The organism is Limnohabitans planktonicus II-D5 (assembly GCF_001270065.2).
In the GTDB taxonomy this organism is placed as follows: domain Bacteria; phylum Pseudomonadota; class Gammaproteobacteria; order Burkholderiales; family Burkholderiaceae_C; genus Limnohabitans_A; species Limnohabitans_A planktonicus.
The window spans coordinates 1-14,932 of the sequence record NZ_LFYT02000024.1; the positions used below are offsets into that span (position 1 = coordinate 1).

13 protein-coding genes, 2 tRNA genes and 1 pseudogene are annotated in these 14,932 nt (G+C 59.7%); 2 read left to right on the plus strand and 14 right to left on the minus strand.

Annotated features, from left to right (window positions below; translation table 11 throughout):
* Positions 1 to 290 precede the first annotated feature (290 nt).
* Positions 291 to 1,487: a 4-hydroxybenzoate 3-monooxygenase gene (pobA, locus tag H663_RS35785; RefSeq protein WP_053176809.1), complete on the minus strand. Its 1,197-nt coding sequence runs from the start codon at positions 1,485 to 1,487 to the stop codon at positions 291 to 293.
* Between the two features lie 246 nt (positions 1,488 to 1,733).
* Here pobA and H663_RS35790 point away from each other — a divergent pair, with 246 nt between their 5' ends.
* A complete protein-coding gene (locus tag H663_RS35790) occupies positions 1,734 to 2,504 on the plus strand; it encodes an IclR family transcriptional regulator domain-containing protein (RefSeq protein WP_053174546.1) in 771 nt (256 codons plus the stop codon).
* Positions 2,505 to 2,510: 6 nt separating this feature from the next.
* On the opposite strand, the gene H663_RS35795 is transcribed toward H663_RS35790, so the two are convergent.
* The 7 genes from H663_RS35795 to H663_RS35825 all read right to left on the minus strand — a co-directional run bounded on the left by H663_RS35795 (position 2,511) and on the right by H663_RS35825 (position 8,051).
* On the minus strand, positions 2,511 to 3,224 hold the full coding sequence (locus H663_RS35795; RefSeq protein ID WP_053174548.1) for an ABC transporter ATP-binding protein: 714 nt from the start codon (positions 3,222 to 3,224) through the stop codon (positions 2,511 to 2,513).
* 1 nt (position 3,225) lies between these two features.
* Complete coding sequence (locus H663_RS35800; protein WP_053174551.1) at positions 3,226 to 3,993, minus strand: ABC transporter ATP-binding protein; 768 nt, start codon at positions 3,991 to 3,993, stop codon at positions 3,226 to 3,228.
* The gene (locus tag H663_RS35805; RefSeq protein WP_053174554.1) at positions 3,986 to 4,993 is read right to left on the minus strand and encodes a branched-chain amino acid ABC transporter permease; all 1,008 of its coding nucleotides are present in this window, start codon (positions 4,991 to 4,993) and stop codon (positions 3,986 to 3,988) included. The genes H663_RS35800 and H663_RS35805 overlap by 8 nt, the downstream gene beginning before the upstream one ends.
* A 16-nt stretch (positions 4,994 to 5,009) precedes the next feature.
* Positions 5,010 to 5,873 carry a branched-chain amino acid ABC transporter permease gene (locus H663_RS35810; protein ID WP_053174555.1) on the minus strand — a complete coding sequence of 288 codons (864 nt, stop codon included), beginning with the start codon at positions 5,871 to 5,873 and terminating at the stop codon, positions 5,010 to 5,012.
* A gap of 93 nt (positions 5,874 to 5,966) precedes the next feature.
* Complete coding sequence (locus H663_RS35815; RefSeq protein WP_053174558.1) at positions 5,967 to 6,284, minus strand: non-heme iron oxygenase ferredoxin subunit; 318 nt, start codon at positions 6,282 to 6,284, stop codon at positions 5,967 to 5,969.
* A 13-nt stretch (positions 6,285 to 6,297) separates the two neighbouring features.
* A complete protein-coding gene (locus tag H663_RS35820; RefSeq protein WP_053174561.1) occupies positions 6,298 to 6,783 on the minus strand; it encodes an aromatic-ring-hydroxylating dioxygenase subunit beta in 486 nt (161 codons plus the stop codon).
* Positions 6,784 to 6,785: 2 nt separating this feature from the next.
* Complete coding sequence (locus tag H663_RS35825) at positions 6,786 to 8,051, minus strand: aromatic ring-hydroxylating dioxygenase subunit alpha (RefSeq protein WP_053174565.1); 1,266 nt, start codon at positions 8,049 to 8,051, stop codon at positions 6,786 to 6,788.
* Between the two features lie 111 nt (positions 8,052 to 8,162).
* Between H663_RS35825 and H663_RS35830 the strand changes: the two genes are divergently transcribed.
* Positions 8,163 to 9,098 carry a LysR family transcriptional regulator gene (locus H663_RS35830; protein ID WP_053174568.1) on the plus strand — a complete coding sequence of 312 codons (936 nt, stop codon included), beginning with the start codon at positions 8,163 to 8,165 and terminating at the stop codon, positions 9,096 to 9,098.
* Positions 9,099 to 9,182: 84 nt separating this feature from the next.
* Here the strand turns inward: H663_RS35830 and H663_RS35835 are convergent.
* The 6 genes and pseudogenes from H663_RS35835 to H663_RS35860 all read right to left on the minus strand — a co-directional run bounded on the left by H663_RS35835 (position 9,183) and on the right by H663_RS35860 (position 14,878).
* A pseudogene (locus tag H663_RS35835) lies at positions 9,183 to 10,368 on the minus strand (ABC transporter substrate-binding protein).
* Between the two features lie 295 nt (positions 10,369 to 10,663).
* A tRNA-Arg gene (locus H663_RS35840) sits at positions 10,664 to 10,740 on the minus strand.
* Between the two features lie 44 nt (positions 10,741 to 10,784).
* A tRNA-Pro gene (locus tag H663_RS35845) sits at positions 10,785 to 10,861 on the minus strand.
* An 862-nt stretch (positions 10,862 to 11,723) separates the two neighbouring features.
* Positions 11,724 to 12,983, minus strand: a complete 1,260-nt coding sequence (locus H663_RS35850; RefSeq protein ID WP_053174571.1) for an acyl-CoA dehydrogenase family protein — start codon at positions 12,981 to 12,983, stop codon at positions 11,724 to 11,726.
* 37 nt (positions 12,984 to 13,020) lie between these two features.
* A complete protein-coding gene (locus H663_RS35855; RefSeq protein WP_053174573.1) occupies positions 13,021 to 14,106 on the minus strand; it encodes a phosphotransferase in 1,086 nt (361 codons plus the stop codon).
* Positions 14,107 to 14,158: 52 nt separating this feature from the next.
* A complete protein-coding gene (locus tag H663_RS35860; RefSeq protein WP_053174577.1) occupies positions 14,159 to 14,878 on the minus strand; it encodes a Crp/Fnr family transcriptional regulator in 720 nt (239 codons plus the stop codon).
* Between the last annotated feature and the right edge of the window lie 54 nt (positions 14,879 to 14,932).

Consider the following 14,932-nt stretch of genomic DNA (forward strand, 5'->3'; position numbering starts at 1 on the left):
TCAGGTCCGACGATTTTCCGCTTTGGAGCAGGCCCATGTCGGGGTCTTCGACCGCCGACCTACAACTGCACGGCCCCCGTAGGTCGGCACCTTCAGGTCCGACGATTTTTTGCTTTGGCGCAGGCCCATGTCGGGGTCTTCGACCACCGACCTACGAATGCACGGCCCTCGTAGGTCGGCACCTTCAGGTCCGACGATTTTTTGCTTCGGCGCAGGCCGCTGGTCGGGGTCTTCGACCACCGACCTACGAATGCACGGCCCCAGTAGGTCGGCACTCGCAGAGTCCGACGTCAATCACCAAAATTGAGCGGCAGTCCCACGTAGTTTTCAGCAATCGTGCGTGAACCTGATTCGCTGTGGATCAGGTAGTCGAGTTCGGCGTCCTGGAACTTTTGGCCGATGTCGCCGTTTTCGGGAAAGTGGTGCATCAGGCTGGTGAACCACCAGGAAAAGCGCTCGGCACGCCAGATGCGGCGCAGGCAGCGCTCTGAATAGCTGTCGATGCCGGCTTCGGAGTTCCCCAGGTAGTACTCGATGAGGGCGGTGGACAGGTACTTCACGTCGGTGGCGGCCAGGTTCAGGCCCTTGGCGCCTGTGGGTGGCACGATGTGGGCGGCGTCACCGGCGAGGAACATGCGGCCAAAGCGCATGGGCTCGGTCACAAAGCTGCGCAGCGGGGCGATGCTTTTTTCGATGCTGGGGCCGGTGATCAGGTGCTCACGGGCTTCGGGGTCGAGGCGCTTGCGCAGCTCTTCCCAAAAGGCTTCGTCGCTCCAGTCTTCGACTTTGTCGGTCAGGGGCACTTGCAGGTAGTAGCGGCTGCGCGTGGCGCTGCGCTGTGAACACAGGGCAAAGCCGCGCGTGCTGTTGGCGTAAATGAGTTCGTGGTGCACAGGTGGAGTGTCGGACAACACGCCGAGCCAGCCAAAGGGGTAGACCTTTTCGTATTCGCGGATTTTGTCTTTGGGGGCGCTGGCGCGGCACACGCCATGAAAGCCGTCGCAGCCCGCGATGAAATCGCACTCGATGGTGTGGGTGTGGCCGTCTTTTTCGTATGTGACGCGGGGCTTGGCAGAGTCAAACTCGTGCACCTGCACATTGACCGCTTCATACACGGTGGGCAAGCCTGCTGCCTGGCGGGCGTCCATCAGGTCGCGGGTGACTTCGGTCTGGCCATAGACCATGACGTTTTTGCCGCCCGTGAGCTGGTTCATGTCGATGCGGTGACGTGCGCCTTTGAACAGCAGGTCAAAGCCGCCGTGGACCAGGCCTTCGGCGTGCATGCGCTGGCCCACACCGGCCTCATGGAGCAGGTCCATGGTGACTTGCTCCAGCACGCCCGCGCGGATGCGCGAGAGCACGTAGTCGCCGGTCTGCCGTTCCACGATGATGGCGTCTATGCCGGCTTTGTGGAGCAGTTGCCCCAGCAGCAGGCCCGAGGGGCCTGCGCCAATGATGGCAACTTGGGTGCGGGTGGCTTTGGTCATGCGCATGTCTCCCTCAAAAGGTCTCAAAAACAATGAGCGCAAGCTTAGGCGGCCCATCGGTTTCAACACCTTGCGCTTATCCGAGTTTGTGCGATCCATGGATAATTTGTGCGATCATCGCGCAAATTGATGCGCATCAACGCGCTTGCACAGCGCAGCATGTTGGCTCTGTTGCTATTGGCCTGCGGGGTCTGACTCTGGTAGGTCGGCGGCAAGAGAGCCGACATTTCACAACCAAGGCCCCCCATGACCATCGCCAAAGCTGACTACATCGAAGGCCTTGCCAAAGGCCTGGCCGTGCTCGAAGCCTTTGACACCGAACGCCAGCGCTTGAACGCCACGCTGGCCGCGCAGCGCACGGGCATCACCCGGGCGGCGGCCCGGCGGCATTTGCTCACGCTGGCTGAGCTGGGTTATCTGGAGACGGATGGCAGCCATTACTGGTTGTCGGCACGGGTGCTGCGCTTTGCGGGCAGTTACATGGCCACTTCGCGCCTGCCGCGCACGCTGCAGCCCACGCTCAACCACCTGGCGCAGGAAACGCAGGCGGCTTTCAGCGCCGTGGTGCTGGACGGCGGCGAGGGCGTGATCGTGGCGCGCAGCGCAGGCGTGGCCGAACCCGTGCGGCACCTGGCTTATGGCCTGCACCTGGGGGCACGTCTGCCCGCGCACGCCACGTCCACAGGGCGGGTCTTGCTGGCCAATTTGTCCAAGGCCGAGTTCAACGCTTGGCTTAAAGGCCGCGAGCTGGCCCGAATCACGCCGCAAACTGAGGTCAATGCCACCCGGTTTAAGGCACTGATTGAGCAGGTGCGGCAGGCAGACCACTGCCTGGCCCGTGATGGCCACGAGCTGGGCATCCATGCGCTGGCGGTGCCCCTGCGCAACATGCAGGGCCAGACCTTGGCCGCGTTGAATGTGGTGGGCACCGCCGAGCAGTTGTCTGATGCGGCCGTGCAGCGCAAGTGGCTACCGCTCTTGCTGGAGTCTGCGCGGGCGTTGCGTCCCTTGCTGTGATGGGCCTCAAACCCCCAAATGCTGCTCCAGCACACTCGGGTCGTTCAGCAGGATTTGCGAGGAGCCTTCGAACACCACCTGGCCTTTGACCAGGATGATGTTGCGGTCGGTGATCTGGGTGACGTGTTTCCAGTTTTTGTCCACGATGATCGAGCTGATGCCACTTTCCTTGATGAGGCTGCAGATGCGCCAGATGTCTCGGGCGATCAGCGGGGCCAGGCCTTCGGTGGCTTCGTCGAGGATCAGCACGTCGGGGTTGGTCATGAGCGCTCGGCCGATGGTGAGCATTTGCTGCTCACCGCCGGACAGTTGCTGGCCGCCGTGGCCCAGGCGTTCTTTCAGGCGCGGGAAGGTCTCGAGCACGCGCTCATAAGTCCAGTCGCGTTGCCCTTGGGTTCCGGTGCGCGCCGCCATTTGCAGGTTTTCCACCACGTTCAGGTTCCCAAAAATACCCCGGCCTTCGGGCACGTAGGCGATGCCCAGTTGCGCCACTTCAAACGTGGGGCGATCGTTCATGCGCTGGCCTTTGATGTCCACCGTGCCCGAGCGTGGCGGCACGATGCCCATGAGGGTTTTGAGCAGGGTGCTTTTGCCCATGCCGTTGCGGCCCATGAGGCCAATCGTCTCGCCCCGGCCGACAGAAAAGTTCACGCCGCGCAGGATGTGGCTCGCGCCGTAAAAGGTGTTCAGGTCTTGGGCCTGGATCAACAAGTCGCTCATCTCAATGTTCCTCACCCAGGTAAGCGGCCTGCACACCCGCATCGGCCCGCACCGCCACAGGCGTGTCGCTCGCAATCACTTGTCCGTTGACCATCACCGTGAGGTGGTCGGCCAGCGTGAACACGGCGTCCATGTCGTGCTCCACCAGCAAGATGGCGTGTTCTGTTTTGAGGCGCAGCAGCAGCTGCACCATGCGCTCGGCCTCGGCCTGGCCCATGCCGGCCAGGGGTTCGTCGAGCAGCAGCACCCGGGGCTCGGTGGCCAAGGTCATGGCGATTTCCAGTTGGCGTTGTTCACCGTGGCTGGTGGCCCCGGCTTGGGCGTGGCGGCGGTCTTGCAGACCAGCCAGTTCCATTGCGCGCTCGGCCCGAGCATTCACGGCCTGCATGCGCGCCGCTGCCTTCAACCAGCCCAGCGGGTTGAAGGGGGAGGGCTGCACACGCGATTGGGCGGCCAGGCGCACGTTGTCCCACACGCTGAAGGTGCTGAAGATGTTGGTCTTTTGGTAGCTGCGGCCCAGGCCGTGGCGTGAGATTTTTTCGGGCGTCCAGCCGCTGATGGGGTGCTCACCCAAAGAAATGCTGCCGCTGGTGGGCGGCAGATCGCCCGAGAGCAGGTTGGTCAGCGTGGACTTGCCCGCGCCGTTGGGGCCAATCACTGCGTGGATGTGGCCCAGCCACAAATCCAGCGAGACGTCGTTCACAGCCGCCAAGCCGCCAAAGCGCTTGGTCAGGGCGCGTGCGGACATCAAGACTTGGCGCTCAGTCATGACCCGCCTCCTTGGCCGATGGGCTGCCAAAAGCCCGGTTGATCAGGCCCAAAATGCCTTTCGGGGCAAAGATGATCAGCGCCACGATGAACAGGCCCATCCACATCTGCCAGTGTTTGCCGGTTTTGAAGCTGCCCACATCGGGTAAATCCTTGAAGACATGCAGCAAATACTCAAAGCTGAAGGCGCCCACAATGGCCCCCGCAAAATTGCCCATGCCGCCCAAAATCACCATCATGATGGCGTGTGCGCTCATGTGAAAGCCCATGAGCTCGGGGTTCACAAAACCGGTTTGTGCGGCCCACAAATAACCCGCCAGACCCGCCAAGGCCCCCGCCAAGGTGAAGGCTGCCAACTTGTGGCTGAAAGTGTTGAAGCCCAGCGCCCGCATGCGGTGTTCGTTGACCCGAATGCCCGACAGCGCCCGGCCAAAGGGGCTCCAGAGCAGGCGGCGCAAAAACACATACACCGCCAGCAAACAGCCCAGCGTGAAGTAATAAAACACCCGCTTGTTTTCCAGGTCGATGATGCCCGCATCGGGGCGGAAGTTCAGGAACAAACCGTCCGAGCCGCCCAGCGCCTTGTTGTCAAAGAAGATGTAAAAAATCATTTGGGCAAAAGCCATGGTCACCATGATGAAGTAGATGCCGTGCGTGCGCACCACCAAAAAGCCAATGACCAAAGCCGCCAGCGCAGCCCCACCCACGGCCAGCGGCAAGCTGGTGAACAAGCTGATGGGCTCGTTTTGCGGCGTGACAAAAGCCAGCACATAACCGGCCAAACCAAAGTAAGCGGCATGGCCCAGCGAGACCAGGCCCGTGACGCCTTGCAGCAAATCGAGGCTCATGGCCAAGATGGCCAGGATCATCATGCGCACGACCATGGCCGTGTAAAAGTCGGAGCCGACAAAGGGGAAGGCGGCGAGCGCCAAAAAGCCCAGCACCATCACCAGCTGGATGCTGCGCGGCAGGGTTTCAAGGTGAATTTGGGGCATGCTCATGTTGTTCTTCTCGTCGTCATTGCTTGAACAGGCCTTCGGGTTTGTACAGCAGCACAGCGGCCATCAGCACATACACCAGCATGCCTGAGGCCTGGGGCAGCAGCACCTTGCCAAAGGTGTCGACCAGGCCGACCAGCAGGGCGGCAATCAAGGCACCGCGCACCGAGCCGATGCCGCCAATGACCACCACCACAAAGCACATGATCAAGACCTGTGAGCCCATGTTCGGGTAGACGCTGGACACGGGCGCGGCGATCATGCCCGCGATCGAGGCCAGGCCAATGCCCAGAGCGAACACCACCGAGTGGATGAGTTTGATGTTCACGCCGAGCGACTCGGTCATCTCGCGGTTGAAAGCTCCCGCACGGATCTTCATGCCCAAGCGGGTTTTGGAGATCAGCAAATACAGGCCCAAAGCCAGCACCAAGCACACGCCCGACATGAACAGGCGGTACACCGGATAAGACAGGTTTTCGGTCAAGGGGATGGATGCGGCCAGCAACTCGGGCACGGGCAGGCCGTGCACATCGTCGCCCCAAATCATGGAGCGAAGTTCTTCAAACACGTAAATCAGGCCAAACGTCAGCAGCACCTGGTCCAGGTGGTCGCGGTGGTAGAAGTGGCGAAACAGCAAACGCTCAATGAGCAAGCCAAAGGCCACCGATAGGGCCGTGCCCACAATGATGGCCAAAGTGAAGCTGCCCAGCTGCGCGGCCAAAGACCAGGCCAGGTAAGCCCCCAGCATGTAAAAGCTGCCGTGCGCCAAGTTGACCACGCCCATGATGCCGAAGATCAGTGTCAGGCCCGCTGCCAGCATGAACAGCAGCAGCCCGTACTGGACGCTGTTGAGCAGCTGGATCAAAAAATTCACAAAGTCCATCAGATCTGCGTCCAAAGGAAAGAGTCAAGCAAAAGCGCTTGTAAAAACGGCGGAACAAGTCCGCCGAAGGCTAGTTTAACGGTTGCTTTGCAGTCACTGGTCGAGCTTCAGCAGAACTCGGTCATTCTCAATCTTGACAGGCCAAGACTTGACCGGCTCGGTGGCCGGGCCGCAGCTGACGGTGCCGTCACGCACATCAAACAGCGCCTGATGAAAGGGGCACTCCACCCTGTGGCCTTCGACGAAGCCATCGCAGAGTTTGGCGTTGCCATGGCTGCACAGGTTATTGATGGCGAAAACGCCACCATCTTCGAGTTTGAAGACGGCAATGTCTTGGTCTTCGGGGGTGACAGCGATGCCTGCGCCTTCAAACAAATCGGCCTCGGCGGCCACGTCAATCCATAGGGTCATAGGGGCTTCACGATCAGATGGGGTAAATGATGGAGTTGGGAATCATCTCGCTGTCGTACACGCAAAGGCGTTCAGCGAACTTGAAGCCTTCGGGGGTTTGCACGATGGTGTCGATGTAGCGGCCCACATTGAACACGGTGCTTTCCTTGTCGAGCTTGGTGCGAAACACCGCGTAGTTGGCTTCTGTGTGGATGCGGCCGTCTTCAACGCGCAGCACCATGGGGGCACCCACCACATGCCGCTGGTAATAGGGGTCGTGGAAAAGCGTCTCTTGGATGCCATACGCGCGGTCCTTGAGCATGCCCTTGCTGGTGAATGACAGCGTGCACAGCGGAAAGCCGCGCTCAAAGTTTTCACGCGGTTGCAGTTTGTAGACGCACTGCTCGGTGAAAAATTCGGGCCACAAATCCCATTGGCGGCTGTCCACGGCGCTGGCGTAATCGGCATAAAGTTGCTGGATGTCGAACCAGGTTTGCAGGTCTATCAAGGGTTTGGCCATGATCAATCCTCCATCACTTTGCGCCAGTAGGCGTACATGCCCCTGATGAGCGTTTCGGTCACCATGTGGTCGGTCTCGCCCACATCGCGCCCACCCAGCTCCACCAGCATGTGGTGCTCGGGTTTGCTTTCAAAGGCCTGTTGCGAAAACTCGATCACTTCGCCGTCGTCGGCCGACACGAAGCCCGCCGGGCCAAACAGGTTGGACTGGCGCAAGCGGCGCTCGGTCATCTCGGGGGTGTCATCTTCAAAGCCAAAATGAGTCCAGACAAAGTCGAATGCGCCGTGCCCGTCGGGCTGGATGTGGCGGGTGGACACGCTGTTGACCTGCTGCTGAAAGATCACGCTGGGGAACAAGGTCATCATCACCGCCGTCGGCATCTGATCACCCAGTTGCCACCAAGGCTCGGGCACGATGTCCAAAAAACTCGGGTCATTGAGCTGCATGCTGGCCTTGAAGCTGCTCACTTGCGTGACTTGGGCTTTGTCCCCCGCAGCCTGACCCGCTGAGCCACGCGTGGAAATCATGGCCGCGTGGCGGTGGTGTTCGTCCATGCGCAGCTCGGATTTGTTGTCGGCACGCCAGAGGCCAAAGGTCACAAACCAGGTATGCAGCAGACCGGGGTGGTAAGGGTCTTTGATGTTTTCCTGCATCAGCTTCCAGTTGCCCGGAATGCGTTGGCGGTTGTAGCCCAGGATGGTGAGCTTGCGGCCGTTGAACAGGCGGTCAAAGTAACGCAGGATGGTGGGGCCCATGAAGTCTTCGAGGGACTCCACCGCATGGTCAAACGAGGCAAACACGACCCCGCCCCGTGTCGCCACTTTCAACGAGTTCAGTCCATGGTCTTTGGGGTCGAAGTCGGCGGGCATGCCGCCGTTGACCTTGCCATCTTGGCGCACGCCACGGCGGAAAGGCACGCCTTGCAGTTGGCCATCGAGCGCATAGCTCCACTGGTGGTAGGGGCAAACCAGTTCTTTTTTGTTGCCATGGCGCTCACGGCAAAACGCCATGCCCCGGTGCGCGCAGACGTTTTCAACGACGTGAATTTGACCGTCCTGGCTGCGGGTCAGGATGACCGAGCGTTCGCCAATCACGGTGCGTTTGAAGTCGCCTGGCTTGGGAATCTCGGCCTCCAGGCCCACATAGCTCCAGTGGGCTTTGTAGAAAAAGCGATCCATCTCTTTTTTGTGGTTGTCAGGGTTCGCATAGAGGGCAAATGGGACACGGCTTGTGCCTGCTGTTTCCCAGTGAATGGGGTGTTCCTGCATGGAGACTCCTGATCAAACTTGACGTGGATCATGCGTAAATTCAAAAAATAAGTAAATCGGATTTTTTGTATAGTCAGTATTTGAAAATCAAATATCAAAGGGCGTCTTCCCATGGATATCTCCAAAATCGATCTGAATCTGTTGGTGGTCTTGCATCACTTGCTATTGAAGAAGCGGGTGTCCACGGTGGCTGAGGTGCTGGGCATGAGTCAGCCTGCCGTCAGCAGCGCCTTGGGGCGTTTGCGCAGCACTTTGGGCGATGATCTTTTTTTGCGCACGCAAGGGGGCATGGAGCCCACGCCCTATGCCTTGCAATTGGCCGAACCCGTGGCCCTGGCTTTGGATGGTTTGCAACAAGCCTTGAATGTGCGGGCGGCATTTGACCCTGCGCTGAGCACGCGCAGCTTCACCCTGGCCATGACCGATGTGGGCGAGATGTATTTTTTGCCGGTGCTGGTGGATGCCTTGACGCGGTCAGCCCCCGGGGTGACCTTGCAGGTGGTCAGCGTGACGCAGGCCTCGCTCAAAGAGGACATGGCCACAGGCCGCATTGACCTGGCCATGGGTTTGTTGCCGCAGCTGCAGGCGGGGTTTTTTCAGCAAGCCTTGTTTCGGCAGAAATACATTTGTTTGATGCGCCGGGGGCACCCGCTGGCTGCTGGCAATCCGCTGACCCTGAGCAGCTTCACGCAGGCCGAGCATGTGCGCATCCTGGCGGCCGGAACGGGGCATGGTCGGGTGGATGTGGCTTTGGAGAATCAGAAATTGCGTCGGCATTTTCGCTTGACGGTGCCGCACTATGTGGCGCTGGGCGATGTCCTCAGCCACTCGGACCTGATTGCCACGGTGCCCGAGCGCTTTGCCGATCGAACCCTTGGGCCGTTTGGATTGAGCAAGCGCGAGTTACCCATTCCTGTAGCTGAAAGTGCGATCCACCAGTTTTGGCACAGTCGTTTGCACCGTGACCCGGGTCACCAATGGCTGCGGCAATTGACGTGGGGTCTTTTCGGGGATGGTCAGGTGCCAGGCGAAGAAAAACCCATTTGACGGGTGTTCCGCCTGGAGGCGGATCACGGTCAAATGGGTTTGATTGCACTCAACCCGGGGTGCTCCCGGTGGGCGCTTGTCGCATCACATGCGGCAGCCAGCACCTGAGTCGGCCAATGCCTTGGCGGCGATGCCAATGACTTTGTTTTCTTTGTTCGAGACTTCGCGCAGGTAAATGTCTTGCACCGGGTTGTGCGACTTGCTCATGGTCCACTTGCCGCGTGGGCTGTCGATCACGGCCACTTCCATGGCCTTGATCATGGCCGCTTTTTGGCTGACATCGCCCTTGACAGCGTTGGCCCCTTGCACCAGCAGCAAGCCGGTGTCGTAGCCTTGGACGGCGTACACGTCGGGCTGCATCTTGAATGTTTTGGCGTAGTTCAAGCGGAACTCGTTGTTGCGCTTGGTCTCGATGCCGTCACCGTAGTGCAGTGTGGTGAGCACGCCGTCGGCCGCTGGGCCTGCGGCCTCGAGCACGCCTTCGGTCAGGAACCCAGAACCGTACAGCGGAATTTTGCCCTTGAGGCCTGCGGCTGCATAGTCGCGCAAGAATTTGGCCGCGCCACCACCGGCAAAAAAAGCAGGCCACAGCGTCGGGCTTGAGCGCGGCGATTTCGGTCAGCAGCGCCTGGAACTCAACGTTGGGGAAGGGCAGTCCGAGTTCTTTAACGATGGTGCCGCCCGCTTTGGTGTAGCTTTCTTTAAAGCCCTCAAAGGCTTCGTCGCCAGCGGCATATTTCCAGGTGATCCACACTGCCTTTTTGTGGCCACGCTTGACCATGGCTTCGCCCAGCGCCATGGTGGGCTGACTGTTGGAAAAGCTGGTGCGGAACACATTGGGGGCGCACTGGGCGCGGGTGGCGATGTGCACGCCCGCATTGGGGATCAAACTGATCACACCGCTTTCGCGGGCCACGCGGTGGATACCCATTTGCACGCCTGAGTGCACGGTGCCGATCAGCACATCGACTTTGTCGCGTTGCACCAATTTGTTGGCGTTTTCGATGGCTTTGGAGGGCTCGGACTCGTCGTCCACTTTGAACCATTCGATCTCGCGGCCGCCCAGTTTGCCCCCTTGTTCGCTGATGGCCATGCGCACGCCGTTTTCAATGGCCACACCCAATTGGGCAAAGGTGCCGGTGTAGGGCAGCATCAGGCCCACGCGGATCTTGCTGCTTTGAGCTTGAGCGATTTGAGGCACCAACAAGCTGGCAGTACTGGCGCTCATCAAAGCAGCGCCTTGGGTCAGCATCTGGCGGCGGGAGGTCAACGAATGGGTCATGTTTGTTTGCTCCTGAGGTGCAATTGGAATTGTCGAATGCCAAGATTTTTCCAGAAGAATCTGGACAAAGCATACCGAATGATGATGGCACTTTAAGTGCGGTATTGGGCTTGGAGCGGCCGATTTTTTCTAAGTGCATACCCTGAAAACCTTCAGGTGGATGCATGAAAAAGCATGTTTTTTGAGGAATCGTGGACTTTGAAAGCGCCCATCACGCTGGCACTTTGGCTGCTTTTTCAAACCAGGCAATTGGGGGGTGATCGCCGCACACCCTTGAGATGGGTGGCCTGCCCGCCTGGGATCGAACCAGGGACCCACAGCTTAGAAGGCTGTTGCTCTATCCAACTGAGCTACGGACAGATGCTGCAAAAACAAAAGGCCCTTGCGGGCCTCAGTTCTTGGAATGGTCGGAGCGGCGGGATTCGAACTCGCGACCCTCTGCTCCCAAAGCAGATGCGCTACCAGGCTGCGCTACGCTCCGACTGCCTGTATTCTAACCGTCAAAACTTGGTTTTTTGACGCGCTGCACAAACAACTGAAAATCTTTCAACGTTTTTTGTACTGCGCAGGTCCAAACAGGGTTTGCTTGGCCTTGTCAGCCCGCAGAGGTGCGTGTGCGTCGGTCGGCGCGAGCAGGCTTTTTGCACAGCAGGACGTTCAGCGATTCGGTCAAACCAGGTTTTGAGTCGTGGACAGTCGGTCCAGTCAATGCCCTGGTTTTGCCAGCTGCGCAGCCCAGGGAAGATGGTCATGTCAGTGATGGCGTATTCGCTTTGGGTGATGCAGTCTTGTCGCTTGGGCTATGGATCCGGCCTATTGAAGTCTTATTGATCCGTCACGATGAAGTTTGAAAGGTGTGAGGCATGTGATTTCGCAGGTCGCCACTCGCAGAGTCCGACATGATGGGTTTCGGCGCAGGCCCATGCTGGGGTCTTCGACCGACGAGCGCCAACATCTTTGTGCAATGAAAACTTCACAGGGCCGAATCCCTAACGAAAGGCTCAGTGCGGAATTTGCATGAGCTGATCCTCGCGCGCGATGCGCGAGATACAAGCACTGCAAACCATCGCATCATGAGCATGGTTGACTATGGCTGCAAAGACGGACGCATGATCCTGTCAATCGCCGTTGGATGGGTCCGAGCTTGCCCCAAGGCTGTGTCCTTGGGTGCTTAGCACTTGTCACAAGGTGGGGGTATTTGGAGGCACAGCGCCCAGGTTGCGCAGGGAGGCTGCAGCGGCTTGAACACTGTCAACGGCGTATTCCAGGTTCAAGGCAGGAGTCTGACCTTTGCAAAAAAAACGGCCTGCATATGCAGGCCGTTTCGGGTGGCGGTGCAGCGATCAGCTGCCTCGTGTGATGGGCATACCCAAATCACCGGGCATGGCCAGCTGTTTGGCCAGTTCCAGTTTGGCCAGCGAGTTGCGGTGCACCTCGTCGGGGCCGTCTGCCAGGCGCAGGGTGCGCTGGTGGGCGTAGGCATAGGCCAGCGGGAAGTCTTGCGACACGCCGCCACCGCCGTGGGCCTGAATGGCCCAGTCGATGATTTGGCAGGCCATGTTGGGGGCCACGATCTTGATCATCGCGATCTCGGCCTTGGCCACCTTGTTGCCCACGGTGTCCATCATGTGCGCGGCTTTGAGGGTCAGCAGGCGCGCCTGCTCGATCATGCAACGCGACTCGGCAATGCGCTCTTGCCACACGGTCTGGCGGGCCACTTCGCGGCCAAAGGCCACACGCTCGTTCAGGCGTTTGCACATCAGCTCCAAGGCACGCTCGGCAATGCCGATGGTGCGCATGCAGTGGTGAATGCGGCCAGGGCCCAAGCGGCCTTGGGCGATTTCAAAGCCACGGCCTTCGCCCAGCAAGATGTTCTCGGCCGGGACGCGCACGTTTTTGAGCACGACTTCCATGTGGCCATGCGGCGCATCGTCGTAGCCAAACACCGACAGGGCGCGCACCACGGTGATGCCGGGGGTGTTGGCGGGCACCACAATCATGGACTGTTGCTCGTGACGGCCAGCATCTGGGTTGGTTTTACCCATGACGATGTAGACCGCACAACGTGGGTCACCCGCGCCGGACGACCACCACTTGCGGCCGTTGATGACGTACTCGTCACCGTCGCGGCGGATTTCGCACTCGATGTTGGTGGCGTCGGACGAGGCCACATCGGGCTCGGTCATCAAGAAGGCCGACCGGATTTCGCCGCGCAGCAGGGGCTCGAGCCAAGTGTCCTTGAGCTCTTCGCTGGCATAACGCTCCAGCGTTTCCATGTTGCCGGTGTCGGGCGCCGAGCAGTTGAAGATTTCTGCGGCAAAAGGCACGCGGCCCATGATTTCGCACATCGGGGCGTATTCGAGGTTGGACAGGCCTTGGGGTGCGCGGGTGGACTTGGGCAGAAACAGGTTCCACAAACCAGCGGCCTGGGCCTTGGGTTTGAGTTCTTCAACGATCTTGGTGGGTACCCAGGCATTGCCCTTGGCCCGGTTCTCGGCGATTTCCTCGAAGAACCTCGCTTCGTTGGGGTAAATGTGTTCGTCCATGAAGGCCAACAGGCGGGCCTGCATTTCTTTGACCTTGGGGGTGTATTCAAAATCCATGGTCTATCTCCTTGAAGTGATGGGTCGTGATGGGGGGTTAGGCTTTGCAGGCAAATTGCCAGGCCAGCTCGGCCATGGGACGTGCGCCTGCACCGGATGTTTTGGCCTGATCGCTGGAGGCGGTGCCGTCTTCCACGCGCTTGGCAATGCCTTGCAAGATGGCCGCGATGCGGAACATGTTGTAGGCCAGGTAGAAGTTCCAGTCCTTGGCCAGAACTTCGGGTGTGGTGAAGCCGGTGCGCTCGCAATAGCGGCGGATGTACTCGGCTTCAGACGGGATGCCCAAAGCGGGCAGGTCCAGCCCACCAATGCCGCGGAAGGTGCCGGGGCTGATGTGCCAGGCCATGCAGTGGTAGCTGAAGTCGGCCAGCGGGTGGCCCAGTGTGGACAACTCCCAGTCCAGCACCGCCAGCACACGTGCCTCGGTGGGGTGGAACATCAGGTTGTCCAGGCGGTAGTCGCCATGCACAATGCCGACCAAGGACTCGTCTTTGGCGCTGTCCGGGATGTTTTGGGGCAGCCATTCGATCAGCTGGTCCATCTCGGGAATGGGCTGTGTGATGGAGGCGGCGTACTGCTTGCTCCAGCGGCCGATCTGTCGTTCAATGTAATTGCCCGGTTTGCCGTAGCTGGCCAGGCCTTGCTTGTCAAAGTCCACTTTGTGCAGCGCCGCCAGCACCCGGTTCATTTCGTCGTAGATGGCGCCGCGCTCGGCAGGCGACATGCCGGGCAGAGACTGGTCCCAGAGCACACGGCCTTGCACAAATTCCATCACATAGAAGGCGCGGCCAATCACCGACTCGTCATCGCACAACACATGCATCTGGGCGACTGGCACATCGGTGCCGTGCAGGCCTTGCATGACGGCAAATTCGCGCTCGATGGCATGCGCCGAGGGCAGCAGCTTGGCCACGGGACCAGGCTTGGCCCGCATCACGTACTGGCGTGCGGGCGTGATGAGCTTGTAAGTGGGGTTGGACTGGCCACCCTTGAACATCTCGACGCTCAAGGGGCCTGCAAAGTCTGGCAGTCTGGCGCTGAGCCAGTTTTCCAAAGCTAAAACGTCGAACGCGTGAGAGCCCGTGACAGGCCGGGTCCCCACGAAATGATCAAAAGCACTCATGAGGTACCTGTTGCCGCTGATTTAAGCGGTGATTGATGTTGAAAAAACCGGTTCAGTGATCCGCGTTGACGATTTGCAGCAAGCCTTCGCGGTCCAGCACCACCAGGCCACCTGGCTCGATGCGGATGATCTGCTCGCGCTCCATTTGCTTGAGTTCCTGGTTCACACGTTGCCGCGATGCACCCAGGAGTTGCGCCAGCTCTTCTTGCGCCAGCTGCAAGCTGATGCGGATCGCCTTGGCGTCCGACAGGCTGGGCACGCCGTAGCTGCGCAGCAAATGGTTGAGTTGTTTGGCCAGACGCGCACGCAGGGGCAAGGTGTTGAGGTCTTCCACCAAGCCGTAGAGCTGGCGAATGCGGCGCGACTGAAGTCGCAGCATGGCCTCGTAAAACTCGACGTGCTGCGACAGGATTTTTTTGAAGTCGGCCTTGGCCACGTTGAGCGTGGTCGTGTCGCCGTGTGCATAGCAGTCGTGTGTGCGTCGGTCCCCGTCGAAGATCGATACATCTCCAAACCAGATGCCCGGCTCCACATAGGTCAGAGTGATCTGCTTGCCGGACACCGAGGTCGAGCTCACGCGCACCGCGCCCTTGGCGCAGGCGATCCACTGCTCGGGCGGATCTCCGCGAGCCGCGAGCATGTCGCCGTCCTTGAAACGTTTGACGTAAGCGCATCGAAGTATGTCGTGACGAAGTGAAGGTGAAAGGCTGGAGAACCAGCGACCACCATTGATCGCCTCTCTTTCCTCCATTGTCAGAATTGGTTCGTCCATGCTCTGTCCTTTGAGTGACTGGGAATCGGTTTTTTGTCGCCTGGGGGACCAGTC

Excerpts from the sequence above, each read along its gene's own strand:
- pobA (WP_053176809.1), bottom strand. The coding sequence starts at position 1,487 with ATGACCAAAGCCACCCGCACCCAAGTTGCCATCATTGGCGCAGGCCCC.
- H663_RS35820 (WP_053174561.1), bottom strand. The coding sequence starts at position 6,783 with ATGGCCAAACCCTTGATAGACCTGCAAACCTGGTTCGACATCCAGCAA.
- H663_RS35830 (WP_053174568.1), top strand. The coding sequence starts at position 8,163 with ATGGATATCTCCAAAATCGATCTGAATCTGTTGGTGGTCTTGCATCAC.
- H663_RS35790 (WP_053174546.1), top strand. The coding sequence starts at position 1,734 with ATGACCATCGCCAAAGCTGACTACATCGAAGGCCTTGCCAAAGGCCTG.
- H663_RS35815 (WP_053174558.1), bottom strand. The coding sequence starts at position 6,284 with ATGACCCTATGGATTGACGTGGCCGCCGAGGCCGATTTGTTTGAAGGC.
- H663_RS35860 (WP_053174577.1), bottom strand. The coding sequence starts at position 14,878 with ATGGACGAACCAATTCTGACAATGGAGGAAAGAGAGGCGATCAATGGT.
- H663_RS35800 (WP_053174551.1), bottom strand. The coding sequence starts at position 3,993 with ATGACTGAGCGCCAAGTCTTGATGTCCGCACGCGCCCTGACCAAGCGC.
- H663_RS35805 (WP_053174554.1), bottom strand. The coding sequence starts at position 4,993 with ATGAGCATGCCCCAAATTCACCTTGAAACCCTGCCGCGCAGCATCCAG.
- H663_RS35855 (WP_053174573.1), bottom strand. The coding sequence starts at position 14,106 with ATGAGTGCTTTTGATCATTTCGTGGGGACCCGGCCTGTCACGGGCTCT.
- H663_RS35810 (WP_053174555.1), bottom strand. The coding sequence starts at position 5,873 with ATGGACTTTGTGAATTTTTTGATCCAGCTGCTCAACAGCGTCCAGTAC.
- H663_RS35795 (WP_053174548.1), bottom strand. The coding sequence starts at position 3,224 with ATGAGCGACTTGTTGATCCAGGCCCAAGACCTGAACACCTTTTACGGC.
- H663_RS35850 (WP_053174571.1), bottom strand. The coding sequence starts at position 12,983 with ATGGATTTTGAATACACCCCCAAGGTCAAAGAAATGCAGGCCCGCCTG.
- H663_RS35825 (WP_053174565.1), bottom strand. The coding sequence starts at position 8,051 with ATGCAGGAACACCCCATTCACTGGGAAACAGCAGGCACAAGCCGTGTC.